General features: G+C 46.3%; 20 protein-coding genes. 10 read left to right on the top strand and 10 right to left on the bottom strand.

Features of this window, described 5'->3' with window-relative positions; genetic code table 11:
* The first annotated feature begins 8 nt into the window (after positions 1–8).
* On the top strand, positions 9–335 hold the full coding sequence (locus BEL04_RS05920) for a Rieske 2Fe-2S domain-containing protein (RefSeq protein WP_066001235.1): 327 nt from the start codon (positions 9–11) through the stop codon (positions 333–335).
* 34 nt (positions 336–369) lie between these two features.
* Here the strand turns inward: BEL04_RS05920 and BEL04_RS05915 are convergent, their stop codons facing one another.
* Together BEL04_RS05915 and lepA are read right to left on the bottom strand one after the other, a co-directional pair.
* Complete coding sequence (locus tag BEL04_RS05915; protein WP_066001233.1) at positions 370–1,251, bottom strand: bifunctional 5,10-methylenetetrahydrofolate dehydrogenase/5,10-methenyltetrahydrofolate cyclohydrolase; 882 nt, start codon at positions 1,249–1,251, stop codon at positions 370–372.
* Between the two features lie 88 nt (positions 1,252–1,339).
* Positions 1,340–3,127, bottom strand: a complete 1,788-nt coding sequence (gene lepA, locus BEL04_RS05910) for a translation elongation factor 4 (protein WP_066001230.1) — start codon at positions 3,125–3,127, stop codon at positions 1,340–1,342.
* A 68-nt stretch (positions 3,128–3,195) separates the two neighbouring features.
* Here lepA and BEL04_RS05905 point away from each other — a divergent pair, with 68 nt between their 5' ends.
* Positions 3,196–4,065 (top strand): fructosamine kinase family protein, encoded by an 870-nt coding sequence (locus BEL04_RS05905; RefSeq protein ID WP_066001228.1) that lies wholly within the window; start codon positions 3,196–3,198, stop codon positions 4,063–4,065.
* Here the strand turns inward: BEL04_RS05905 and BEL04_RS05900 are convergent.
* Entirely contained in the window at positions 4,062–5,357 is a 1,296-nt protein-coding gene (locus BEL04_RS05900; RefSeq protein WP_066001226.1) for a hypothetical protein, read from the bottom strand. The two genes, BEL04_RS05905 and BEL04_RS05900, sit on opposite strands and share 4 nt — an antisense overlap.
* A 117-nt stretch (positions 5,358–5,474) precedes the next feature.
* On the opposite strand from BEL04_RS05900, the gene BEL04_RS05895 reads away from it, so the two are divergent.
* The 4 genes from BEL04_RS05895 (at position 5,475) to BEL04_RS05880 (ending at position 11,069) form a co-directional block, all read left to right on the top strand.
* Entirely contained in the window at positions 5,475–6,560 is a 1,086-nt protein-coding gene (locus BEL04_RS05895) for a DNA topoisomerase IB (RefSeq protein ID WP_066001224.1), read from the top strand.
* Positions 6,561–6,857: 297 nt separating this feature from the next.
* A complete protein-coding gene (locus BEL04_RS05890; RefSeq protein ID WP_066001223.1) occupies positions 6,858–9,809 on the top strand; it encodes a TonB-dependent receptor domain-containing protein in 2,952 nt (983 codons plus the stop codon).
* 129 nt (positions 9,810–9,938) lie between these two features.
* Entirely contained in the window at positions 9,939–10,535 is a 597-nt protein-coding gene (locus BEL04_RS05885; protein WP_066001222.1) for a TetR/AcrR family transcriptional regulator, read from the top strand.
* Positions 10,536–10,583: 48 nt separating this feature from the next.
* Positions 10,584–11,069 (top strand): thioesterase family protein, encoded by a 486-nt coding sequence (locus BEL04_RS05880; protein ID WP_066003492.1) that lies wholly within the window; start codon positions 10,584–10,586, stop codon positions 11,067–11,069.
* Positions 11,070–11,152: 83 nt separating this feature from the next.
* On the opposite strand, the gene BEL04_RS05875 is transcribed toward BEL04_RS05880, so the two are convergent.
* The 3 genes from BEL04_RS05875 to BEL04_RS05865 form a co-directional block, all read right to left on the bottom strand.
* A complete protein-coding gene (locus BEL04_RS05875; RefSeq protein WP_066001221.1) occupies positions 11,153–12,595 on the bottom strand; it encodes a PQQ-binding-like beta-propeller repeat protein in 1,443 nt (480 codons plus the stop codon).
* An 83-nt stretch (positions 12,596–12,678) separates the two neighbouring features.
* Positions 12,679–13,185, bottom strand: a complete 507-nt coding sequence (gene purE, locus BEL04_RS05870) for a 5-(carboxyamino)imidazole ribonucleotide mutase (RefSeq protein WP_066001219.1) — start codon at positions 13,183–13,185, stop codon at positions 12,679–12,681.
* Between the two features lie 104 nt (positions 13,186–13,289).
* Positions 13,290–14,429 carry a 5-(carboxyamino)imidazole ribonucleotide synthase gene (locus BEL04_RS05865; protein ID WP_066001217.1) on the bottom strand — a complete coding sequence of 380 codons (1,140 nt, stop codon included), beginning with the start codon at positions 14,427–14,429 and terminating at the stop codon, positions 13,290–13,292.
* A gap of 116 nt (positions 14,430–14,545) precedes the next feature.
* Here BEL04_RS05865 and BEL04_RS05860 point away from each other — a divergent pair, with 116 nt between their 5' ends.
* From BEL04_RS05860 to BEL04_RS05850, 3 genes are all read left to right on the top strand, one after another.
* On the top strand, positions 14,546–16,009 hold the full coding sequence (locus BEL04_RS05860; protein ID WP_066001215.1) for an NADP-dependent isocitrate dehydrogenase: 1,464 nt from the start codon (positions 14,546–14,548) through the stop codon (positions 16,007–16,009).
* Positions 16,010–16,112: 103 nt separating this feature from the next.
* A complete protein-coding gene (locus tag BEL04_RS05855; protein WP_066001213.1) occupies positions 16,113–16,730 on the top strand; it encodes a hypothetical protein in 618 nt (205 codons plus the stop codon).
* Between the two features lie 101 nt (positions 16,731–16,831).
* Positions 16,832–17,353, top strand: coding sequence for a fasciclin domain-containing protein (locus tag BEL04_RS05850; RefSeq protein WP_066001210.1), 522 nt, complete (start codon positions 16,832–16,834; stop codon positions 17,351–17,353).
* A gap of 55 nt (positions 17,354–17,408) precedes the next feature.
* On the opposite strand, the gene BEL04_RS05845 is transcribed toward BEL04_RS05850, so the two are convergent.
* Together BEL04_RS05845 and BEL04_RS05840 are read right to left on the bottom strand one after the other, a co-directional pair.
* Positions 17,409–17,882, bottom strand: a complete 474-nt coding sequence (locus BEL04_RS05845) for an NADH-quinone oxidoreductase subunit B (RefSeq protein WP_066001208.1) — start codon at positions 17,880–17,882, stop codon at positions 17,409–17,411.
* Positions 17,875–18,510 (bottom strand): NADH-quinone oxidoreductase subunit A, encoded by a 636-nt coding sequence (locus BEL04_RS05840; protein ID WP_066001205.1) that lies wholly within the window; start codon positions 18,508–18,510, stop codon positions 17,875–17,877. Before BEL04_RS05840 ends, BEL04_RS05845 begins: the two co-directional genes overlap by 8 nt.
* Here BEL04_RS05840 and BEL04_RS05835 point away from each other — a divergent pair.
* A complete protein-coding gene (locus BEL04_RS05835; protein WP_066001204.1) occupies positions 18,509–19,723 on the top strand; it encodes an NAD(P)/FAD-dependent oxidoreductase in 1,215 nt (404 codons plus the stop codon). The two genes, BEL04_RS05840 and BEL04_RS05835, sit on opposite strands and share 2 nt — an antisense overlap.
* Positions 19,724–19,811: 88 nt before the next feature.
* Here BEL04_RS05835 and BEL04_RS05830 read toward each other — a convergent pair whose 3' ends face one another.
* Positions 19,812–20,516: a DsbA family oxidoreductase gene (locus tag BEL04_RS05830; RefSeq protein WP_066001200.1), complete on the bottom strand. Its 705-nt coding sequence runs from the start codon at positions 20,514–20,516 to the stop codon at positions 19,812–19,814.
* Positions 20,517–20,923: 407 nt separating this feature from the next.
* Entirely contained in the window at positions 20,924–24,166 is a 3,243-nt protein-coding gene (locus BEL04_RS05825; RefSeq protein WP_066001198.1) for an amidohydrolase family protein, read from the bottom strand.
* Positions 24,167–24,227: the final 61 nt, after the last annotated feature.

Below are 24,227 nucleotides of genomic sequence, written 5' to 3'. Positions count from 1 at the left end.
GTATCCGAATGAAGTGGTATAAGGTTCTTGATAATAACGGTTTGAAATATCCCTTTTTAATGAGGGCTAAAGCGGGCAATACTTCGGTTTGCCTGGTTGGTGCAGATAACGAAGTTTATGCCCTGGCCACCAAATGCCCGCATGCCGGCGCCGATATAAGCCAGGGCTGGTGTAAAGATGGGAAGCTGGTATGCCCGTACCACCGCTACAGTTACGATATCCAGACCGGCCGCGGCAGCCCCGGCCAGGGCGACTATATTAAAACCTATCCGGTTGAAATGCGCGAAGATGGGGTGTATGTGGGTGTGAAATCAATTTGGGACATTTTTGGGTAGCTTCCTCGCAATCACGCTTAGAAAGGGACTTTAATTACGGATACACTTCCTTATTGGCAGATGATAACGTATTTTTTAACAAACCAATAATAGTCATCAAACCAACACCTCCAGGTACCGGGGTTATCCATGATGCTTTAGGCGCCACGTTCTCAAAATCAACATCACCATATAGTTTGTAGCCCGATTTGGTTGTGGTCGAGGTTTCTCGGTTCATGCCTACGTCGACAATTACAGCGCCTTCTTTTACCATATCGGCAGTAATGAAATTCTTTTTACCGATGGCTACGATCAGGATATCGGCATCCAGTGTGAATTTTTTAATATCCGGTGTGCGGCTGTGGCAGATGGTAACCGTGCAATTACCCGGAGTAGTGTTGCGCGCCATCAAAATACTCATCGGCGAACCTACGATGTTACTGCGGCCAACCACCACGCAATGCTTACCTGCTGTTTCGATACCATATTCTTTCAGCATCAAAGTAATACCATAAGGCGTAGCCGGGATGAACGAGGGCAGGTTGCGCTGCATCCTGCCTAAATTTACCGGGTGAAAGCCATCCACATCCTTGCGGTGATCGATACGCTCGGTCACTTTTTCGGGGTCGATATGTTTGGGTAACGGCAGTTGTACAATGATGCCGTCGATATCAGCATCGGCGTTCAGTTCAGCAACTTTATTCAGCAGTTCCTCTTCGGTAACGTTGTCTTCATAACGAACCAGCGTCGATTTAAAACCAACTTTTTCGCAGTTTTTCATCTTGCTGGCCACATAGGTTTCACTGCCGCCGTCGTGGCCAACCAATACGGCTACTAAATGTGGTTTACGCCCCGTCTTAGCTAAATATCCGGCTGCCTGATCGGCTATTTCGCCTTTGAGTTTTTCTGATACGTATTTACCGTCGAGTAATTGCATGGAGCCCCCCAACCCCCTAAAGGGGGAGTTTTTGAAAATCTTATTTTATATTTTGCCTCTCTTGTTCCCCCTTTAGGGGGTTAGGGGGCTAATCCAGTTTCAAAACCGCCATAAACGCGCTTTGAGGTATCTCTACGTTACCTACCTGGCGCATGCGTTTTTTACCGGCTTTTTGTTTTTCCAATAGTTTACGCTTACGCGAGATATCACCGCCATAACATTTGGCCGTTACGTCTTTACGCATGGCTTTTACCGTTTCGCGGGCAATGATCTTGGCGCCGATGGATGCCTGTATAATGATCTCGAACTGCTGGCGCGGCAATAGCTCTTTAAGTTTCTCGCAGATCTTTTTACCAAAATCGTACGAGTTGCTGCGGTGTATTAATGATGATAAAGCATCTACCGGTTCGCTGTTCAGGCGGATGTCCAGTTTCACCAGGTCGCTCTGGCGGTAACCGATCTGATGGTAATCAAACGAAGCATAGCCCTTGGATATGGTTTTCAGCTTATCGTAAAAATCAAAAACGATCTCGCCCATAGGCATTTCGAAGATCAGCTCCACCCGGTCGGACGTTAAGTACGACTGGTTGATGATCATCCCGCGTTTTTGTATACAGAGCGACATTACCGGGCCAACAAACTCAGATTTGGTGATGATGGTTGCCTTGATAAAAGGTTCCTCCACAAAATCCAGCTTACTTGGGTCGGGCAGGTCGCTCGGGTTGTTTACCAGCAACTCTTCGCCTTTGGTAGTGTATGCTATGTACGATACGTTGGGCACGGTGGTGATCACCGTCATGTTAAACTCGCGCTCCAAACGCTCCTGGATGATCTCCATGTGCAGCATACCCAGGAACCCGCAACGGAAACCAAAGCCCAACGCAGCCGATGACTCTGGTTCGAAAACTAATGAAGCATCGTTCAGTTGCAGCTTGGCCATGCTTTCGCGAAGTTCTTCGTAGTCTTCGGTATCAACCGGGTAAATGCCGGCAAACACCATAGGTTTAACCTCTTCAAAACCCTGTATACCCTGGGCGCAAGGGCGGTCGACAGTTGTGATGGTATCGCCCACTTTTACCTCGCGTGCTTCTTTAATGCCAGAAATAATATAGCCCACATCGCCGGTTTTGATCACATCTTTCGGTAACTGGTTCAGTTTCAATGTGCCTACTTCATCGGCAATATATTGGCGTTCGGTGGCTACAAACTTTACTTTATCGCCTTTCCTGATCTCGCCGTTCACTACTTTAAAATATGCGATGATGCCGCGGAACGAGTTAAAAACCGAGTCGAAGATCAAAGCCTGCAGCGGTGCCTGCGGATCGCCGACAGGGGCGGGGACACGCTCTACAATGGCACGCAGAATATCATGCACTCCCAGGCCGGTTTTGCCGGATGCGGCTAAAATATCTTCGCGTTTGCAACCGATCAGGTCGACGATCTGATCCTTCACCTCTTCGGGCATAGCGCCGGGCAGGTCCATTTTGTTGAGTACCGGGATGATCTCCAGGTCGTTTTCCAGAGCCAGGTACAGGTTGGATATGGTTTGTGCCTGTATACCCTGCGATGCATCCACGATCAGCAAAGCACCCTCGCAGGCGGCGATGGAGCGCGAAACCTCGTAGCTAAAATCAACGTGGCCGGGCGTATCGATCAGATTTAATACATATTTCTCGCCATCGAGCACATAATCCATCTGTATGGCATGGCTTTTAATGGTGATACCGCGCTCGCGCTCCAGGTCCATATCGTCGAGCAACTGGGCCTGCGCTTCGCGCTGGGTAATGGTATTGGTATATTCAAGCAACCGGTCGGCAAGGGTACTTTTACCGTGGTCGATGTGTGCTATAATGCAAAAATTACGGATATGCTTCATTCAACCGCAAAAGTAGTTTTTTTAAGGGATAATTTGTAATCGGGATGGCGATTTAGGTAATTTGATATATGTTATTACCCGACAGATTTTTAACCTATCTGAAAGAATATCCGGATGGCGCTGATATTACTCATGTTTCCGCGGTAGGCGGTGGCAGTATCAACCGGGTATATTGTTTGAGTTCGGCTACAAACAAATACTTGCTTAAGCTAAACAGCCGGATTACTTTCCCGGAGATGTTTGCCTGTGAAGTATCTGGTTTGAGAACCATCGGCGATACAAATACGATAGCCGTTCCGGCAATTATAGCCTGTGATGATTTTGAAGATCAAAGTTTTTTACTGCTGGAATGGGTGGAAACCCGTCGTCCGACAAGAAAATCATCTGAAACTCTTGGCAGGCAACTGGCAGCCATGCACTGCTGCAGTTCAACTGATTTTGGCCTGGATGCCGATAATTACATGGGTTCGTTAATCCAATCCAATAAAAAGCATCCAACATGGAGCGAGTTTTTTATTCATGAGCGGTTAATGCCGATGGTGAAAATGGCAGTTGATAAAGGTTTGCTTAACGCGGGCGATCAGCAAAGTTTTGGGATACTTTATTCGCGCTTAAGCGGATTGTTTGATGAGGAACCTGCATCATTAACTCATGGCGACTTGTGGAGCGGTAATTATATCATCGGTGCGGATGAGAAACCACGCCTGATCGACCCGGCAATTGCCTATGGGCACCGGGAGTTTGATATGGCCATGACTACTTTGTTCGGTGGTTTTTCGCAGGAGTTTTACGGGGCTTATAACGAAGCACTTCCACTGGCTGAGGGTTGGGAGCAACGGCTTGATCTGTGGAATTTATACCCATTGCTGGTGCATTTGAATTTATTTGGCGCAGGGTATTTAGGACAGGTGAGGGATTGTTTACAGCAATATCTTTAATACCTCGGCCTCGCCGCGTAATCCAGATCAGTCAGATCCTTTACCGAACCGAAGCCAATAACATCTTTTATGACCTTGCCATCCGTCATCTCCACGGCGCGTACCAGTTTATCCTGCCCGAATTTGTCCTTAATCTGGTGCATGGCCTTGCGTGCCGTATCCTCCTTGCTGATATCTTCAAACAAACTATAGAGCACATTGCTGTTATCCACAAAATTGGTTACCCCTACGCGCATGCTGCTTATTTCGGTATTCATCACCGGGCCGGTTTTGGTCATTTCCTCAAAGCGGGCAATGCGCTTGCGTATCATCCGCATCAGGCTGATGGCGTCCTGCACGGCGGTATTTACTTTAAAGGCATCGTCAAAACGGGTACCATCGGTATATATGGCGGTAAAACCAATGGCTTTGCAATAAAACTTGTGGCGTACCATCCGTTTTTCGAGGGTAAGGCAAAGCGTCATAAAAAGCTGATCGATATAACCCGGGGTGTTGCGTTTCTCGGCAGATATTTGCCGCATGGCCTGCATGCCGCGGTAATCGTGCGATGCGATATTGGTTTCGATAAAATTGAGCCGGTAGTGCCAGTAAATGCCCTCGATGCTTTTAAAGATAGCTTTGAGCCTGTCGGGCGAGGTATGCCGCATATCATACGGCGTCTTTACCCCGCAGCGCTCCAGCCGGTAACACATATTGGCGCCGATGCCCGGCAAATCGCCCAGGCGCAGGGTTTTTAATACGTCATCAATATTGTGCTGATCGATCAGATATAAACCGCCGCGCTTTTTGCCCATCACCGAACCCAGTTTGGCGAGGAAAGCGTTGGGAGCTACCCCGATCGAGCATTCCAAAAAATCGCCCACTTTAGTTAAGATATCCCGTTTTATCTTTTTAGCAACCATCATCGGGTCGGGGTGAATGAGCTTGTAATTGTTGAGATTGATGATCGCCTCGTCAATACTTTTGGGCACCACATCCTCGCAATATTCTTTCAATACATTAATGATCTTGACATGATACTCGCGGTAACGGGTTGGGTTACTTTCGATGGGGATAAAATCGGGGCAGGCAGCCATTACATCGTTCAGCCGCCAGCCGGCTTTCAGGCCGCGCTCTTTAGCCTCTGTCGAAAGTGATATCACACACCCGTATTTACCGGTATACACGCAAACGCCACAAGGCCTGCCGCGCAGCCAGTAATTTACCTGCTGCTCGCAACGCGCAAAAAAGCTGTTCATATCCACAAACAGCACACGGGCTTCGGTACGTACCTCGATGGAGTTTTGATTCACGATTCAAAATTGCTAAAAATATTAGTATTTGCAAATTAAATCAGTGATTTTTTTGAAGGAGAATGACTGTCTGAAATTTAACTCAAACTTAAATATCGATTCCCTGTTGATTGGGATATGAACCGACTGCAGAAAAAGTTAGAGAGAATAGGCCGCGATCCTAAAATAACAGCCAAGGCTGTTGGCCTGCGCTATGTAAGCGATTCGTCGCCCGGATACACCCGTAAACCGGCTAAAAACGGTTTTAACTTTTATGACGCTGATGGTAAGATGGTAAGGAATAAAGAACTGATCGTGCGGTTCAAAAAGCTGGTGGTTCCACCGGCCTACACCGATATCTGGATATCGCCTTATGAAAACGGGCACCTGCAGTTTACAGGCAAGGATGCCGCCGGACGTAAGCAATACCGCTATCACGCTGACTGGAACCAGATACGTAACCAATCCAAATTTCACCATGTGCAGCTTTTTGCCAGTTATTTGCCGGCGATACGGGCGCAAGTAGCTAAAGACCTGCTGCGGCATAACCTGGATTATCAAAAGGTGCTGGCCCTCGTGGTTAAATTAATAGAGCTCACGGGCATCAGGGTGGGGAACGATGCTTATAAAAAATTATATGGCTCGTTCGGCCTCACCACATTGCAAAACCGGCACGTCAGGATCAGCGGATCGGGAATGAGCTTTGAGTTTCGGGGTAAGAAAGGCGTTTATCAAAAAATATCGCTGCAAAGCAAACGCCTTGCCAGGCTGGTTAAGCAATGTCGTGATATCCCCGGCAAGGAGCTTTTTCAGTATTATGATGCTGACGGCCACCGCTGTACCATCGGTTCGGGCGACGTGAATAATTACCTGAAGGAAATAACCGGGCAGGATTTTACCGCGAAAGATTTTCGCACATGGGCTGGTAGCGTAAGCGCTTTATATGCTTTTAAAAATGCGGGCGGCTTTGAAACGGCCGCAGAATGTAAACGAAAAATAATAAGCGTGCTGGATGAAGTTGCCGGCAACCTGGGCAATACCCGTACGGTTTGTAAAAAGTATTACGTGCACCCGGCCGTGATCAAAGCGTACGAAGACGGCATCCTGTTTAAATATATTGATGACCTGGATGCAGAGGACAATGAAAAAACAGTCGAGCTTAATCCCGCCGAAAAGACCTTGCTAAAGTTATTGGAACACCAGGAACTGGCTAAGGCAGGGTAGGATAGCGGATGTTGGACATCCGAAAAATAAAAAAAATAAATGAGATATCTTATTTATTTTTAGCGTGTTACAAGTATAAACTACAAAACAAGTAGACTTTTTTAAAATAAAATTTGCAATGATAATTTGTTGCTCTATATTTGTCGACAATTTCTATAGAGTATGTATAATTATAAAACAATCACAGTAACCAAAGCCCCAATGCAGAGCTTCGCTGCATGTTGTTGCTGCTGATCGCAACGCCGATACCATCCGATAATTATAATTAATCAGCAATCCATTTTACAACAAAACCTTATGAATTTTTTTACTAAAGCATTTAAAACAACCATATTGTTTCTGGCGCTGTTGCCGGCCTTTAGCTACGCCCAGCTAAACGGATCGTACATTTTAAGCGGGCAGGTTAATGATGATGCCGGTCACCCGCTGATAGGGAGTACGGTAAGCATTAAAGGCACTACCAACGGCACCTCGACCGATACCCTGGGCCGCTTTTCGTTAACCACCAACGCCAAATTGCCTTATACCCTAATTTTTACCGCCGTAGGCTTTAAGCCCCAGGAATTTTTGATCAAAAACGTTAATAGCGCGTTAAACATCCAGTTGGTGTCGCAATCGTTACTGATCAACGAGGTTGTGGTTACCGCATCCCGTAAGGAGGAAAAACTGTTACGCTCGCCGGTAGCGATAGAAAAACTGGATATCAAAGCTTTAAAGCAATCGCCCGGAGCAAGCTTTTACGATGCTTTGGAAAACGTAAAAGGTGTACAGATGACTACTACCAGCTTAACGCTGAAAGTGCCTAATACCCGCGGCTTTAACAGCCCGAATAACTTTAGGTTTATGCAGCTGGTTGATGGCGTAGATATGCAGTCGGCAACTTTAGGCGTACCGCTGGGTAACGCGATAGGGCCAACCGAGTTGGATATTGCCAGCGTTGAAATTACGCCCGGTGCCGCCGCCGCCCTTTACGGAACTAACGCTTTGAACGGCCTGGCCAACCTGATCACCAAAGACCCGTTTAAATACCAGGGCTTAAGCTTTTACCACCGTACGGGTGTTAACCATGTTGATGGTATCGGTATCAGACCAAGTGTGATTACTGAAGATGCCTTTAGATATGCCAAGGCATTTAATAACAAATTTGCATTCAAGATCAACGCCAGTTATATGCAAGGCGAAGATTGGCAATCGAACACGCAACTGGATCAAAATCCGGGTAACCTGAAAACTGCTAACCCTGCTTATCCTGAACTGACAGGCGCTGCGAATGCCGCTTACGATGGCTGGAACAAGTACGGGGATGATGCCCTGGCTGGAAGTAATACCGTGGTAATTAAAGGCATCACTGTAAATGGTGTTGCCCGGCCCAACCTGACCGTAGCCCGCACAGGTTATAACGAAGTCGACCTGGTTGACCCCAAAGTATCGAACCTGAAATTTGATGCTGCGCTGGCCTATAATCTTACACCAACCACACAGCTATCTTACAGCTACCGTATCGGCAGGATGGACGGTGTTTTTCAGCGCGGTAACAAAATTGCGTTAAACGGCGCTATCGTACAAAATCACAAGGTTGAACTGAAAGGTAAGGACTTTTTAGTCAGGGGATATGTGTCGCTCGAAAATACCGGCGATTCGTACAACGTAAAACCACTGGCCGATAATCTTGACCTGAACCATGCCAGCAATTCGGCGTGGGGCACATTATACAAAAATGCGCTTACTGCTTATGCCAATGCTAATGGTGGTTTAACATCGGCAAACCTGGTTGCGGCTACCCAGGCCGCGCGTACAGCCGCCGATGCGGGGCGTGTTGAACCCGGTACCCAGGCCTTTAACGATTTGAAAAATACCATTATCGGTATTAATAACTGGGATATTAAATCGAGCCTGATACCAAATGCCCCTGTAACCGGCGGCGCTGCATTGGTACAGCAAAGCCGTATGTATAACGGCGAAGCACAATGGGATTTGACCGATAAGGTTAAAGTGTTCGATCTGTTGGTGGGCGCCGATGCCAGGGTTTACCAGATCATCCCCGACGGTAATAACTTTGTTGACTTTAGCCGCCCGATTACCGAGCGCAACACCCCGTTGTCCGATGGCAGCTTTGGCAGCGATGTCTATTACAAAAAATTCGGCGGATTTGCCCAGATAACCAAAACCTTTTTTGATGAAAAACTAAAGCTGTTTGGCTCGGTACGGTTAGACTATAACCCGTACTTCGACCCCAAATTTACACCACGCCTGGCTGCTGTATACTCGGTTAACGAAGATCATAACTTTAGGTTTACGTTCCAGAACGGGTATCGTTTCCCGGCCTTGTTTGAGGCACTGTCGTATGTAAATAACGGCCGTGTTAAACGTGTGGGCAGTTTAGATTTTATTAACGATGGCCTGGGTTATTTAGGAAACAGTTATACCCAGGCTTCGGTAGCCACCTTTAATGCGGCTGTCAACGCCGCGCCGGGCAGCGCCAGCGGTACAGATGCTACCGCTTTAGCCAACCGTAACCTGTTACAGGTAGCCGATTTGCCAAGGGCCCGCCCTGAACAGATCACATCCTACGAAGTAGGTTACAAAGGTATTTTAGCTGATAATAAAGTATTTGTAGATATTGACGCCTATACCAATACCTATAACGGCTTTTTAGGCCAGATACAGGTTTATGTGCCCAATGGCGTAACAGTAGGCAGCGATGCCGCAGTATTGGCCATGCTGGATATTAACCGCGACCCTACAACAGCTACTGCCAATAATGCCGCCAGCCTGGGCCAGAGCCGTTACCGGGTATATACCAACGCCAAAAATACTTACCACAATTATGGTTCATCGGCAGGCATTAGTTATAATTTTTACAAACGCTATACCATATCAGGTAACGCGAGCTTTAACAAAATGAAAGGCCAGGATGCGGCTGATATTTTCGTGACGGGTTTTAATACCCCGGAATGGTCGGGCAACGTATCCTTCGGCAACCGCGAAGTGGTTAAAAATGTAGGCTTTAACATTGTGTACAAATGGCAACAGGCTTATCTGTGGGAAAGTCCGCTGGTTACCGGTACCGTACCGGCCATCAGTACGGTTGATGCGCAGGTTACATTTAAAGTACCGGTATACAACGCCACCTTTAAAGTTGGTGGTACCAATCTGTTCAATAAGCGCTATATACAATACGCAGGTGGCCCAACTATCGGCGGCCTGTACTATGCATCTGTTACACTCGACGGTTTGTTGAGTAAATAGGATATTTTGTTTAATTCATTTTTTTAATTGTTTAGTTGGGGCGGACGGGTGTGGTTACCCGTCCGCTTTTTTTGTCATTAGCTACATACCGATTGGTATTTGCATTATATTTGTACGGGAGTTAAGCCATTGGAAGCAAATACGGTAAATACGAGCGATTTTATTCTGCAACGGGTTGCCCCGATATTCAATAAGCAGGGATACGTGGGTACCAGCTTGTCTGATTTAACACAGGCTACCGGTTTAACCAAAGGCGCCATCTATTTTTATTTTAAAAACAAGGAAGACCTGGCTGTTAAAGCCTTTAAGTTTAACGTAAAGAAAGTGATAGCACCGCTTGCCGATGAATTGAACCTGGCAGATGGTGCTATTAACAAATTGAAGGTTTTGACGGATTACTATCGGGGGTATTACGATATCATTGCCCAAAGTGGCGGGTGCCCGATATTAAATGTAAGTACCGACGCCAATCATATCAACCCGGCTTTGTTTGATCTGGCAAAAAAGGTATCGAAACGGCTGGAAAATGACCTGATAGCTATTATCCAGACAGGAATAGATAACCGGGAAATTAAAGAGAATATTGATGCCTCAGCTTATGGGAAAAATATTTACGCGATGATAGACGGCAGCATTTTTATGGCGCTAACACATAACGATAGCATGTACATCAGCAATATGATGGACATGATAGATGAATTGATCACAGGTAAATTAATGAATTAAAATTTTTTACAACTCAACATACCGATTGGTATGTCAACTAAAAAACTTATGAAAAAAATATTAACCTCGGTAAGGAAAGTACGTTTCCAGGATTGCGATCCGTTTAACCATTTAAACAATGCAAAGTATATCGATTATTTTATCAATGCCCGCGAGGACCAGTTGCTGGAGAACTACGGTCTCGATATATTCGAAATAGCCAACAAGCAGGGGTTAAGCTGGGTAGTGGCCTCCAACCAGATCTGCTATTTAAAACCTGCGCTTACGATGGAAAGCGTTTTGATCGAGTCGCAGCTGATTGTGCATAGCCCAAAAAGCCTGATGGTTGAGATGCGCATGTGGGACGAGCAACAGACCGCCCTGAAAGCCATACTGTGGACTAATTTTATCCATGTCGACCTGAAGACCCAGCGGCCGGTAAATCATTCGCCGGAGTTTAGCCAGCTTTTTGCAGATATTGTATCGCCGATTGAGCAAAGTTCGTTTGATGAGCGGAAGATGTATTTGTTGAGGCAGAGGAAGGGGGAGAAATAATTATCTTTCGTCAGCCTTCGTGATTATTCTATACTTTTTCACCGAGGTGAATAGGTTTCACCATCTATAACTAAACAGACAAATTAATAATTTGCTCTATACATGCTATTTTCAGCCGAATAATAAGTGACGCCATTAATAATCACAGTATAAGGAGTTACACTATTATATGCGTTTTTAAAAGAGTTGATAATAACAGCTCCTGAATAATTGCTTAATAAAAGACAGGGCAATGGAGAATAGAAACCATATTGGCCCGGATTGTTTATATACATTTTGTTGTCTGTTAAAGTTACGTCACCAGCGATATCGTTGTTATAAACCCATATCTTATTCCCGGTCTTAAGGTCAAATTTTGTTAATCCCGAAGTTCCGGCGTTCACATACACGCCTGTCGTATCACCTATAAGTGGGCCATCATAACTCCCCGTTTGCCATACTAAAGAACCTGTAGTCTTATTGAAAGCAAATAAACTGTTAAGAGGACGATTTCCTGGGTAAATATAAAAATATATTGTATTGCCAATAATAAGCGGTTTACTCCGAGCTGAACCAATTTGCCCGCCAAAAGTATTAAACCATTTTACAGAACCTGTTTTTGAATCGAGAGCATATAAATCTGCGATAGGATCTGCACCAAAATTTTGGGTTGAGTAGTAATCCACGACATAAACTGTGCCATTATCCTCGGTGGACAGCCCAAAAACATGTCCATTACTGTAGCTCCATTTTTTCACACCAGTAAATGCGTCAAATGCAACTAAACTTTTTACACCATTATTATCAGTGGATATACCTAATAATATTCCATCGTTAACAGTATGTACATAAAAACCTGGAGTTATTGTCCATAATTGTGCTCCTGTTTTTGCATTATATACTTTAATATAATCTGGATATGCAGAATATACCATGCCATGATAATACAAGACGCCGGAACCCTGAATACCACCAGGTAATTGTTCCGGAGCTGTCCAAAAAACTGCTCCAGTATTGGTATGCAACGCGTATAAATAGCTCTTGCCATTAAAAGGATCATAGCCTTGTACAAATATTGTATCATTAGAAATAGCGGGGTATGAAGATACACCCATTCCTCTATTCCAAACGAGGGCGCCAGAAGTTGTATAACATGAAAATGTGTATTCATTGCTATTATAATACACCAAGCCGCTATTGCTACTAAGAATAAAATTAACGGTAGTTGTGCCTCCTTTGCTATCGATTGCGATAATTTGCCCTTTATAAGATTTGGTATCAACAATATTAATCACCTTATAAGTGGTATCGGTAAGATTCGACGATCGTATAATACTGTCGATTTTAACGGTATAACTAAGATTACCACCAGTTGCGATTTGCGGCTTAGTCCATTTGATGATAGCATAAGTATCTTCTCGGTCAACAATTGTAACAGTAAATAAACCAGGTGGGACGGGTGTACCGTTTGGCGTGGGAGGAGGTGTTTTTTTACAGGCTGTAAAAATTATACTCGCACAAATTATAAGAATTAAATGTTTGCTCATATTTACTGATGAGCCAATATAACTCTTTTATTTTGAATTATATTACTAATATCCTTTATGTGAAAAAAAGAGTATTCATAATATTAAAATCTCGACCCCAAATCACCCTTTGTCATCTCCTTTGCCGATTCCTCCACTTTCTTTTTCAGTTCTTCTTTGTAGGCGATCAGGTTTTTAACGATAGTTTCATCAGCGGTCGAGATGATCTGCGCGGCCAGGATGCCCGCGTTTTTAGCAGCATTTAAAGCTACGGTTGCCACCGGGATGCCGTTGGGCATTTGCAGGATGGAAAGGATAGAATCCCAGCCATCGATCGAATTGCTTGATTTTACAGGGACACCGATAACCGGTAAATGGGTTAACGAAGCCACCATGCCCGGTAAATGCGCCGCACCACCTGCACCGGCTATAATAACTTTGATGCCACGGCCTGCAGCCTCACGGGCGTAGGTAAACATACGGTCGGGTGTGCGGTGGGCCGAAACTACTGTTAGTTCGTATTCGACACCTAATTGCTTCAATATATCGGCGGCATCCTGCATAACAGGAAGATCCGATTTGCTGCCCATGATGATGGCTACTTTGGTCATTTTTTTATTTTTAGTCCGGAAGTCGGTAAGTCCGATAAGTCCGGAAGTATACTTAATCTATATAGGGAAAATCTTTCCGACTTCCGGTCTTCCGGACTTTCTGACTAACTGATAACCTTCAGCGTTTGCTGTACAAACCGTGCTTTTTCAATAGCCTTTTCCCTGTCTGCATCCACTATTGTCACATGTCCCATTTTTCGGAATGGCTTGGTTAAAGCCTTGCCATATAAATGTACATAAACGCCGCTGCATTTCAATATTTCTTCGAGGCCCTGGTATTGCGCCGGTCCTTCGTAGCCAGGTTCGCCCAGTAAGTTGATCATTACGGCATGGTTCAGTGTGCTGGTATCGCCCAAAGGCTGGTTAAATATCGCACGCAGGTGTTGCTCAAATTGCGAAACTACGTTACCCTCAATGCTTTGATGGCCGCTGTTATGCGGGCGCGGGGCAACTTCGTTCACCAGTATCTTGCCGTCTCTGGTTAAAAACATCTCCACAGCTAATAAGCCGACTATTTTTAAGCTTTCGGCTACCTTTTTAGCGATGTCTTCGGCTTCGTTCTGTATTTCGGCAGGAAGGGTAGAGGGCGATATTAAAAACTCCACCAGGTTTGCATGCGGGTTAAATTCCATCTCTACCACCGGGAAGGTACTTACCTCACCTTTGTCGTTACGGGCAACAATAACCGATATCTCTTTTTCAAAATCGACCATTTCTTCAATGATGCTTGGCTCGGTAAAGGCATTGGCTAATCCGGCTTCATCCTTTACTTTATAAACCCCCCGGCCGTCGTAACCATCGCGGCGCAGCTTTTGGATATATGGATAAGTAAACCCGCTTTCCGGTAATTCTTGTGCAGATGAGATGAGCCTGAAGGGTGCGGTCGGGATATCATTCTCTTTTAAAAACTGCTTTTGCAAACCTTTATCCTGTATCAGGCGGATAACCCTTGGTTGCGGATAAACCAAAACACCCTCGCGTTCCAACTGGTCGAGGGCATCCACATTCACTTTCTCAATCTCAATTGTAAGCAGGTCAACACGCTTACCAAAGTTGTAAACGGTTTCATAATCGCTAAGCGAACCGATTACAAACTCGTTGCACAGTTTGCGGCATGGCGCTTCGCGGTCGGGGTCGAGCACCTTGATGTTAACATTATAATTGATGGCTTGCTGGATGAACATACGGCCAAGCTGGCCGCCGCCTAAAATGCCCAGTTTAAGGTCTCCGTAAAACGCTTTCATTTTATAGTGCAAGTTTACGAAAAGTTTCAGAATGACTAAGCAATTTTGCGAACAGGGTTCGTAATAAGCTATTTAAGCCGTATATTTGCAGCGTTTTAACCGTAATACACACCTTCATGAAGACAAAAATAGCAGTAGCACAGGGCGATGGTATTGGCCCGGAAATTATGGACGCCGTACTTAAAATTTTTAATGCCAACGATGTACAACTGGAATACGAATTTGTTGAAATGGGGAAATCGCTTTTCGATGCAGGTCACTCAACCGGGATGACCGCTGCTGCAAAGGAAGCTATCGAAAAATACGGTATCCTGTTTAAAGGGCCAATGGAGACCCCAAAAGGTAAAGGTGTAAAAAGTATAAACGTAACTGCCCGCAAGGTTTGGAACACTTATGCCAACCAGCGCGATTTCCGCAGCCTGAACGGTGTAAATACCGTTTTCTCGAAAGCGGGTATCCCGATCAATATCACCATCATCCGCGAAAATATCGAAGATACTTACGGAGGCATCGAGCACTTGCTGACTTATGATGTTGCCGTAGGGCGCCGTATCATTACCCGCCCTGGTTCGGCGCAGGTTATCCGTTACGCTTTTGAGATGGCGCAGCGTAAAGGTTTAAAAAAGCTGGCCTGCGCGCACAAAGCCAATATCATGAAGCTGACCGACGGTATGTTTCTGGAAGTTTTCCAGGAGATAGCCAAAGAATACCCGGATATCGAAGCATCAGATATCATTGTTGACGACCTGTGTATGAAACTGGTTTCGAAACCCGAAATGTTCGAAGCCATTGTGCTGACCAACCTGCAGGGCGATATCGTATCCGACCTGTGCGCCGGTTTGGTAGGGGGCTTAGGCTTTGCGCCGTCAGCTAACATCGGTGATAATATCTCCATTTTTGAAGCCGTACACGGTACCGCGCCTGATATTGCAGGCAAGGGTATCGCCAACCCTACTGCTTTGTTGCTTTCGGGTATCGGCATGCTGCGTTTCTTAGGTTTTTCATCAAAAGCTGCACAAATTGAAAATGCCCTGTTGTATACTTTGGAACAAGGCGTACATACCGGCGATTTTGGTGATAAGAGCATCCCTGCATCAAACACCATGCAATTTGCCGACGCTATTATTGCCAACTTAGGTAAAGTACCGGCAAAGGGAGCTATTGAAGCTACCGCTGACGTGGAGATGAAAAGCCACGTGGCTCACTTGTCGAAAAATAAACTGACCATTACCAAAGGTATTGAAGAAGAAATGGTTGGTGTAGATATTTTTGTGGAGACCGGTGATATGCAACCGAACGAATTGGCTGCCATAGCCAAAAAGCAACTCACTTATAACGACAACTTCGACCTGGTGATGATATCCAACCGCGGCACCCAAGTTTGGCCCACCGGCTCGATCTATACCGAACTGGTGAACGAATACCGGGTGCGCTTTGAGAAGAAGGAAGGCAAGACAGTTACCCAAAGGGAGTTATTGCACATCGCTGCCGATTTTTCGCAGGACGCCAAAGTTTGCTCGGTTGAGTTTTTGATGAACTTTGGCGGTAAAAGAGGTTATACCCTGGCACAGGGGCAGTAACCAACATCCGGTTACACACAATGGCGTTTAATTTTAAGTGAAAAATATTTTCGCTTAATATGCTGTATTTGAGACTAAAGAGTTTTTTTATATCTTTAGAACGATGGTTGAGCAGAATCAGATTTTGGAAATACCCGGCTTATTTGGCAATAAAATAAGACGGCGCATTATTTTCGAAACAGAAGGTATTACCATCGAAAAACCCTTCAGCTTTGATTCATCCATTTTTATCCCTGCTGCAAACATAGCTGCAATCAGGCTGGGCGCAAAATGGATACGCGGCCTTTGGTTTGCTGTAGGCAAGAGATTCATCATCGAACTGAAGCTTAACGATAATACCGTTAGCAGGCTTAATTTAACCAGCTATTATAACCTGAAGGCGCAAACTTACGAAGAGGCCTGGACGGATACTATCAGCCACCTATATACCTTTTATTTTTCGGGGCAGTTTAATATGTACCTCGAACTGCTGCACATGCGCCAGCCATTCGAGATGCTGGGCGTAACTTTTCACGAAGACGGTATCAGCTGGGGGAAAAACGGTACTATACCATGGCGGCAGATAGCGCTTAGCAATTACCGCACCTACTTTGTTGTGCATCATAAACAAAACGTAAGGCTCAACAAAAGCTTTAATTTTTTAAACGACTGGAACGCCTACATCCTGCAGGCTATTATGAAATATGTGATCGAAGAGCATAAAAAAATGCTTAGCAGGTAATATTCATATTACAAACTTCTCCGGGTAAAACTTCTGTATATTTTAGCGTTAGCGATATCAAAATCGCATTATTAACGTTGCATCGATCTAAAAAACAAAGAATGAAAAAGTTATTATTTATGCTGTTTATTGTAACAGCCTCGGGAGGTTTATGTGCTCAAAAAAGTTTTGCTCAGGCCCCGGTACTTTTAAGCGGTATTAACGACGAGTCGGATTATTATAAATTTGCAGCGCTGGTGCGTTCGGCCGGTATAGAGGCCGATCTGAAAACCGCTGGTACTTATACTTCGCTCGCCCCGCACAATGTTCTGTTTCGCAACATGGCGCCCGAAAAGCTGGATAGTTTGCAAAACGACAAGGCAAAACTGGCCATGGTTTTAAAAGCGCATATCATCAAAGGGAAATTTACCAAAGCCGATATTATTAAAAAGCTCAGCCTGGGCAAAGGGAAGGCCACGCTCACAAACTTGTTGGGGCAGCCTTTGAAATTATCGCTTGGTGCCGATAAAGCCCTTGTGGTTACCGATATTAAAGGGAACAAAGCTAACTTCCTGAAATTCGACATTACGGATCCGCAGGGTGTTATCCACGGGATTGATAATGTGCTGATGATTGGGAAGTAAGCAAGAATATTTCTAGCTATAAGCCCGGTTTTTGTATAAAGCCGGGCTTTGCTTTTTAAATACTTTCGCCGGTTATTTTTTTTTGCAGTTCCAGGATACCGCCTATCAGCGCTTCCGGCCGGGGAGGGCAACCCTGTACATAAATATCTACAGGGATGATGCGATCGACGCCTTTTACCACATGATAGCCATGCTGCCAGTAGGGGCCGCCGCAGTTGGAACACGATCCCATCGAGATGACATATTTAGGCTCGGGCATTTGCTCATACAGGCGTTTGATGCGCTCGGCCATTTTAAAAGTAACCGTTCCGGCAATGATGATCACATCGGCCTGGCGTGCTGAGGGCCGCGGGAAAACGCCTAACCTGTCCAGGTCGTAAGTGGAAGCCATCGAGCCCATCATCTCTATCGCACAGCAGGCAATACCAAAACTTAAGGGCCACAGCGATGACAAACGCGCCCAGTTGAGCAGGTCGTCGAGTTTGGTAACGATCACGTCGCCACCCTGGTTCATGGTTTCGTTACTCATTGGCTGGTTTTTTAAATGCAGGTTTGAAACGTATAGCAGGTGTAGTAGCAGCGGCACCGGCAGTTTCCGGAGAAGTAGCAGTAACACTGGCAGTAGCAGCTGGGATTGAAGCCGGTTGGGCCGGTTCCAATGTAAAAGTTTTTACCTCGTAGGCTGCTTGCTGCTGGTTTACCTTATCGTACAATGATTTCGGTATAACGGTATCTACAGTAGGGGTTATGGGCCTGGCTTTTATCCAGTCGAGGTCACCTTTTGCCCAAACGTACACCAACCCTAAAATTAATATGCCGATAAAAACAAACATCTCGGCAAGGCTAAACCAGCCCCAAAGCGGTTCGGCTTTGATGATATCATGATTGCCAAATACCGTTGCCCATGGAAAAATAAACACCATTTCGACATCAAACAACAGGAAAATGAGTGCGATAACATAGAATTTAGGATTGAACTGCATCCACGAATTACTTTCCGGTTCTTCGCCGCACTCGTATGAGGTAAGTTTTTCGGGCGTAGGGTTATTGGGCGCAATCAGCTTTGATAAAAAGAAGGTGAACCCAACCAAAATAAAACCGGCAATTAAAAAGATCAATATCTTTCCAAATTCTGATATTTGCTCAACTTCGCCCATGGCTACAAAAATAACAAAACAATCGCAATTTGATGCCATTATTATAGGCGGCGGCGCCTGCGGGCTGATGTGTGCCGTACAAGCCGGCTTTTTAGGTAAACGTACGCTCATCCTCGAAAAAAACGACCGCCCCGGGGCCAAGATACTGATCAGCGGCGGCGGCAGATGTAATTACACCAATATGTACGCCACCGATCAGCAGTTTATCTCACAAAACCCGCATTTCTGCAAGTCGGCTTTTTCGCAGTGGAGCGTTGAGGATACCATCATCTTTTTCGAAACATACGGCATAGAAGGCCAGGAAAAAACGCTCGGCCAGCTCTTTCCGGTTAGCAATAAAGCTAAAGATGTGGTTGAGGTATTCACCAGCCTTTGCCTGGATATGGATCAGCCCATCTGGTGCGATGCCGATGTAAAAGCTGTTGAACAAACCGACGGCGGCTTTACTGTCAGATTTGAACGCTATGGCAGAGAAGAGCGGCTTTTTGCACCAAAAGTGGTGATGGCTGCCGGTGGCCTGCCCATCGCTAAAATGGGCGCCACCGATTTTGCCCTGCGTACAGCCCGTAACCTCGGCTTAAAAGTTACCGAAACGGCACCGGCGCTGGTGCCGCTGACCATTACCGGTAAAAACCAGGATTGGTACGAGGCCTTATCGGGCAACAGTATCTTCTGCCGGGTATCAAACGAAAAAAACAGCTTTGAAGAGAATATCCTGTTTACACACTGGGGCTTAAGCGGGCCGGCCATTTTGCAGATCTCCTCCTATTGGCGGCCAGGCGAAACTATCGAACTGGATATGCTGCCGCATGATAACATCCTCGACATTATTGAAACCGAGCGCCAAACCAATGGTAAACGCCCGTTGGCCGGTTTGCTGGCCAATTTGTACACCCGCAAGTTTGCCGATGCGCTGGCAAAATTTTTACCGATAGAGAAAAACCTGGCGTCACTCACCAAAACCGATATGGATGCGATCAATAATCTCATTCATCATTTTGTGGTTAAACCAGCGGGGGATAAGGGTTACGATAAAGCCGAAGTCATGCGCGGCGGGGTATCAACCGATGAGCTTTCGTCTAAAACCTTAGAATCAAAAAAAATACCCGGTTTGTTTTTCGGCGGCGAGTGTGTCGATGTTACCGGCTGGCTGGGCGGCTACAACTTTCAGTGGGCCTGGGCTTCGGGTTTTGTGATAGCACAAGGAATTTAGTCTGGAGTCAAGAAGAAAGACAAAAGATTGGATATTACAGCCACAGCTTTCCGCCGACTGAAGACTCCTGACCCAGGGCTCAAAACTTTCAGCAATCTCCGCCCGGTCCGCAAACCGGTCCGTCAATAGCAGTAGCGGCAGGCATTACCTCGTTCCAGGTTTGGTTTAAAGCTCCCAAAAACGTTTCGGTAGGTTGCGCGCCCGATACGGCATATTTATCCCCTAAAACAAAAAACGGTACGCCGCGGGCACCTATTTGTTGTGCCTCATAAATATCCTGCCGCACATCATCGGCATACTGGTCGCTTTCAAGCACTTGTTTTACCATGGCAGGATCGAGGCCGATCTGTTCACCCAAACCAATCAGCGTGGCCTGATCGGCGATATCTTTACCCTCTGTAAAATAAGCCCTGAATAATGCTTCTTCGGCAGCATCCTGTAAGCCGTATGTTTTGGCCAGGTGCGAAAAGCGGTGCGCATTGAATGAGTTGGCAATAACCGCCCGATCAAAATTGTATTCGAGGCCAAGCTCGGCAGCATTGGCAGTCATCTGCTCATGCAGCTGGATGGAACGCTCAAGGGAAAATCCTTTCCGCTCGGCTAAATATTCGTGGATATTTTTACCCGGCTCACTTTTCATCGTCGGGTCGAGCTGGAAACTCTTCCAAACCACCTCAATATTGTTTTTATGTTCGAATTGTTGCAAAGCGCCCTCAAAACGCCTTTTTCCGATGTAGCAGAACGGGCACATCACATCCGACCATATCTCAACCTTTAATTTATCTGTTTGCATTTTTTCTTTTTAGTTACAGGCACAACATTTGTAAAACTATCACCGTACAAAGGTAGTCAACGATTAAACACCAACTGATCAGGCTTTTTAAAATGACGCAACTATGAAATTGTTAAAAGGTTTAATCGCTGAAAAAATAAATTTTATAAACTATTAGGAAAATTGCTTTTACGCCTTATCTTTGTAACAGAATTGTTGCCCGATCCCCTGATGTCGGGCGTATTGATTAACTGATGTAATACTTATTTGTATGATTACTGCTCTCATTATTACCCGTATTGTAATTTATATCAAGGCTCAACGCGCAAAAAAACAGCAGGCATTAGCTGTAGCGTAACAATCACCAAGTCCCTTCTCTTAACTGATTTATTATATTGAACAAATAGCTGCACTCGTTGTAGCTTTTTTTATTGGTCGCCATCCTGCACGGTGTACAGCCAGGTTCGCTGATTGCCGATAGGCAGGTTAGCTACGTCGCCACGGTTCATTTGCCACCAGAAACGTAACCTTGGCTTATCGCGGTTACCGATCTCGTTCATCGATTCGGCATCGTACAGGCGGCCGTTAGCCATCACAAACTTTATCTTATCACTATTGTGGATATCTTCCAGCGGGTTCTCATTCAGCACGATCAAATCGGCCAGTTTGCCTACTTCAAGTGAACCAATCTCTTTATCCATTCCTAAATAGCTTGCACCGTTGATGGTTGCGCAGCGTATAGCCTGCATGGGCGACATACCGCCCTGCGTCAGCATCCATAGCTCCCAATGCGCACCTAAACCTTGCAATTGCCCGTGTGCGCCAAGGTTCACTTTAGTGCCGCCATCGGCAATTTGTTTTACCGCTTTTGATACCTCGATGTGGCCATAGTCGCCATATTCGGACGTGGTTCGCCTACGTGAGCGCGCATCAATAATGGATCTTGGCGTAAAGTTAAGCAGGTGCTCATTCTTCCAAACCTCAGTGCGGTCGTACCAGTAATTTTCGCCGAATTGTGTACCATAGCTTACAATCAAAGTAGGAGTATAGCCCGTTTTGCTGGCGTTCCAAAGCGATTTTACATCTTTATAAACCGGCACAACCGGAATGTTATGCTCAATACCGGTGTGCCCGTCCAGTATCATGTTCATGTTGGTGAAAAAGGTCGATCCGCCCTCAGGTACAACCTCCATACCCAGTTCGCGCGCAGCGGCAATAATTTGCTGGCGTTGTTCGCGGCGTGGCTGGTTATAGCTTTTTACCGAAAATGCGCCAACAGCCTTTAACCTGCGCAGGTTGGCGCGTGCATCGTCAAGGCTGTTGATCACCACTTTGAAATCGCCGTCTGCCCCGTACAGGATACTGCCCGTCGAGTAAATACGCGGCCCGGTCATGATGCCGGCCTTTACCATTTCGCTCTGGCTGAAAACCATCTCGGTATTGCTCGACGGATCGTGAGAGGTGGTTACGCCAAAGGCCAGGTTGGCAAAATAGTTCCAGTCCTGCTGCGGCGAAACGCCATCCGGGCTGGTATGCAAATGCGCGTGCACATCCACAATCCCCGGCATAATGGTTTTGCCGGCAGCATCGTAAACCTTCGCATCGGCCGGGATGGTCACCTCGGCGGCTTTACCCACGGCGGTTATTTTATTTTGCTCAATCACAATCGAACCATTCTCAATTACCTCATCGCCCTTCATGGTAATAATGCGGGCGTTCTTAAACGCTATTTTGCCTTGCGGCAGATCGGATTTCAGTTTCAGGCCTATATCAATGCCAACCGTATCAACCGGCGGTGTTTTGTCCGGGCCACCTTCAATAAAAGGGAAAGCGGTATGGATATCGCGGCTGAAGTATTTCGGTCCGAGCGTCCACATCAGGTGCTGGCTGTCTTTGGCCCAGTGCAGGTAAGTACCTGCGTCTCGCGTCAATTTGGTAAGTGGGATAGCTTTGTTCCCCGCCGAAAGATCCTGCGCGCTGCCGGTGCTAACCATCGGTGTCAGGTAACAATTGAACAGCTCGGTAAATGCCATCCATTTACCATCCGGGCTCGGCGCAAACTGTGTGGCGTAGGTCGAGGTATACAGGGTTTTCTGATTGGCGCCGCCCGCATCCATCACTTTAAAGGCTTTTTTATTACCTTCGGTACTTTGGTAATAGATCTTCGAATCGTCTGGCGAAAATTGCGGGTAAATGCCGTCGCTTTGTATAAATTGCGGTTTGCCGCCCGTTACCGGGATGGTATACATGCCCGGCATGTTTCCGAAAAAATAACCCAGCTCATCATTACCCTGGCCTTTTACATAGATCACTTTATCGCCCCTGTTCGAAAACTCAGGCATATAGTAAAAGCCTTTATCGGTAGTGAGGCGGGTAACCAGGTGCGTGCGCAGATCGATGATATTGACCGATCCTTTCAGTTCGTCGCTCCAATCGATATAGGTAAGCGAGTTGCCATCCGGGCTGAACGCAGGTTCGTACTCAAGGTCGGGTGTAGCGGTTATCCGGTGCGGTAAACTATCCGGGTGCAGGTATTTGGTATAAATGTAACCTGCGGCGTTAAATGCTATTCGTTTCCCGTCAGGTGAAGTGGTGAGCTGCCGGATCATCTTGACCGTAAATTCATCCTGGAAAACCTTCTGCGGGAAGTGCAGCGCATCGCTGATGGTTTGCGTGCCCGTCGCTTCAAAAGGCACTTCTTTAACGTTAAGGCTGTCGATCCCTAAGTTCCATATCTTGCCTTTGGCATAGAACACTACGTTTTTACTGTCGGGCGTAAAGGAAAAATTGGGGTACACCCCGAATATGGCCCAGGTTTCCTGCTGATCGTGCGACAGGTTATCATAAACCGGCCATTCTTCCTGCGTGGCCAGGTCTTTCAGGTACAGCACCGATTTCAGCCTTACCCGTTTTACAAAAGCCATCAGCTTGCCATCGGGCGAGAGCTGAGGGCGGCAGGCACCGCCGACTCCGGATGCCACGGTTTCGGTCTCACCGGTTTCGCGGTTAAGCCGGTTAATGGCATAAATTCCGCCGTTGGGATCCTTATTGTATTGAAAGTACGGGCCTGGCGTAACATCCTCGCTCCAGTAAATGTATTTACCGTCGGGCGAAGCCACGGGCTCGCCGGCATCCTGCTGGTCGTTTTTGCGTTTGGTGAGCTGCAGGCCGTCGCCGCCGTTTTTATTATAGAGCCACATTTCACCGGCGCCTAAACTGCGGAAACCGGTAAAATGTTTACGGGCAACCACATATTGCCCGTCGGGTGTCCAGCTGGCATTGTTCAGCAGGCGAAAAGTCTCGTGCGTCAATGCACGTTTGTTATTACCGTCGGCGTTCATCAGCCAGATGTTATCGGCGCCGTCGCGGTCGCTGGTATAGGATATCGTCTTCCCGTCCGGACTGTACCTCGGCTGCACCTCCCAGGCTTTGCCGCCCGCTAATAGCGTAGCTTTGCCGCCGGTAATCGGCATAGTATAAATATCGCCCAGCAGGTCGAATACGATGCTTTTACCGTCCGGACTAACATCCACATCCATCCAGGTACCCTCGTTGGTGGTAATGGTTATTTTTTTTGATGTGCCCGGAGGGTTCTCAACGTTCCATTTGGTTTGGGCATTAGTTGCAGATATGAAAAATAGGAGCAGGGCAATAAAAACTAATGATCTCATTGAGGGCAGTTTGATGCAGGCTAAATTAACGATTTGACAATGGTTATTAAACAACACATAG

This window comes from Mucilaginibacter sp. PPCGB 2223 (assembly GCF_001705515.1).
Lineage (GTDB): Bacteria > Bacteroidota > Bacteroidia > Sphingobacteriales > Sphingobacteriaceae > Mucilaginibacter.
Note: the sequence above shows the minus strand (reverse complement) of the source record. Positions and strands in the feature narration are given on the sequence as shown.

What these genes read in the sequence shown, in the direction of transcription:
- purE (WP_066001219.1), bottom strand. Translation starts at nt 13,185, where the DNA reads ATGACCAAAGTAGCCATCATCATGGGCAGCAAATCGGATCTTCCTGTT.
- BEL04_RS05835 (WP_066001204.1), top strand. Translation starts at nt 18,509, where the DNA reads ATGGCTACAAAAATAACAAAACAATCGCAATTTGATGCCATTATTATA.
- BEL04_RS05890 (WP_066001223.1), top strand. Translation starts at nt 6,858, where the DNA reads ATGAATTTTTTTACTAAAGCATTTAAAACAACCATATTGTTTCTGGCG.
- BEL04_RS05860 (WP_066001215.1), top strand. Translation starts at nt 14,546, where the DNA reads ATGAAGACAAAAATAGCAGTAGCACAGGGCGATGGTATTGGCCCGGAA.
- BEL04_RS05840 (WP_066001205.1), bottom strand. Translation starts at nt 18,510, where the DNA reads ATGGGCGAAGTTGAGCAAATATCAGAATTTGGAAAGATATTGATCTTT.
- BEL04_RS05830 (WP_066001200.1), bottom strand. Translation starts at nt 20,516, where the DNA reads ATGCAAACAGATAAATTAAAGGTTGAGATATGGTCGGATGTGATGTGC.
- BEL04_RS05895 (WP_066001224.1), top strand. Translation starts at nt 5,475, where the DNA reads ATGAACCGACTGCAGAAAAAGTTAGAGAGAATAGGCCGCGATCCTAAA.
- BEL04_RS05845 (WP_066001208.1), bottom strand. Translation starts at nt 17,882, where the DNA reads ATGAGTAACGAAACCATGAACCAGGGTGGCGACGTGATCGTTACCAAA.
- BEL04_RS05865 (WP_066001217.1), bottom strand. Translation starts at nt 14,429, where the DNA reads ATGAAAGCGTTTTACGGAGACCTTAAACTGGGCATTTTAGGCGGCGGC.
- BEL04_RS05880 (WP_066003492.1), top strand. Translation starts at nt 10,584, where the DNA reads ATGAAAAAAATATTAACCTCGGTAAGGAAAGTACGTTTCCAGGATTGC.
- BEL04_RS05850 (WP_066001210.1), top strand. Translation starts at nt 16,832, where the DNA reads ATGAAAAAGTTATTATTTATGCTGTTTATTGTAACAGCCTCGGGAGGT.
- BEL04_RS05875 (WP_066001221.1), bottom strand. Translation starts at nt 12,595, where the DNA reads ATGAGCAAACATTTAATTCTTATAATTTGTGCGAGTATAATTTTTACA.
- lepA (WP_066001230.1), bottom strand. Translation starts at nt 3,127, where the DNA reads ATGAAGCATATCCGTAATTTTTGCATTATAGCACACATCGACCACGGT.
- BEL04_RS05825 (WP_066001198.1), bottom strand. Translation starts at nt 24,166, where the DNA reads ATGAGATCATTAGTTTTTATTGCCCTGCTCCTATTTTTCATATCTGCA.
- BEL04_RS05905 (WP_066001228.1), top strand. Translation starts at nt 3,196, where the DNA reads ATGTTATTACCCGACAGATTTTTAACCTATCTGAAAGAATATCCGGAT.
- BEL04_RS05855 (WP_066001213.1), top strand. Translation starts at nt 16,113, where the DNA reads ATGGTTGAGCAGAATCAGATTTTGGAAATACCCGGCTTATTTGGCAAT.
- BEL04_RS05915 (WP_066001233.1), bottom strand. Translation starts at nt 1,251, where the DNA reads ATGCAATTACTCGACGGTAAATACGTATCAGAAAAACTCAAAGGCGAA.
- BEL04_RS05920 (WP_066001235.1), top strand. Translation starts at nt 9, where the DNA reads ATGAAGTGGTATAAGGTTCTTGATAATAACGGTTTGAAATATCCCTTT.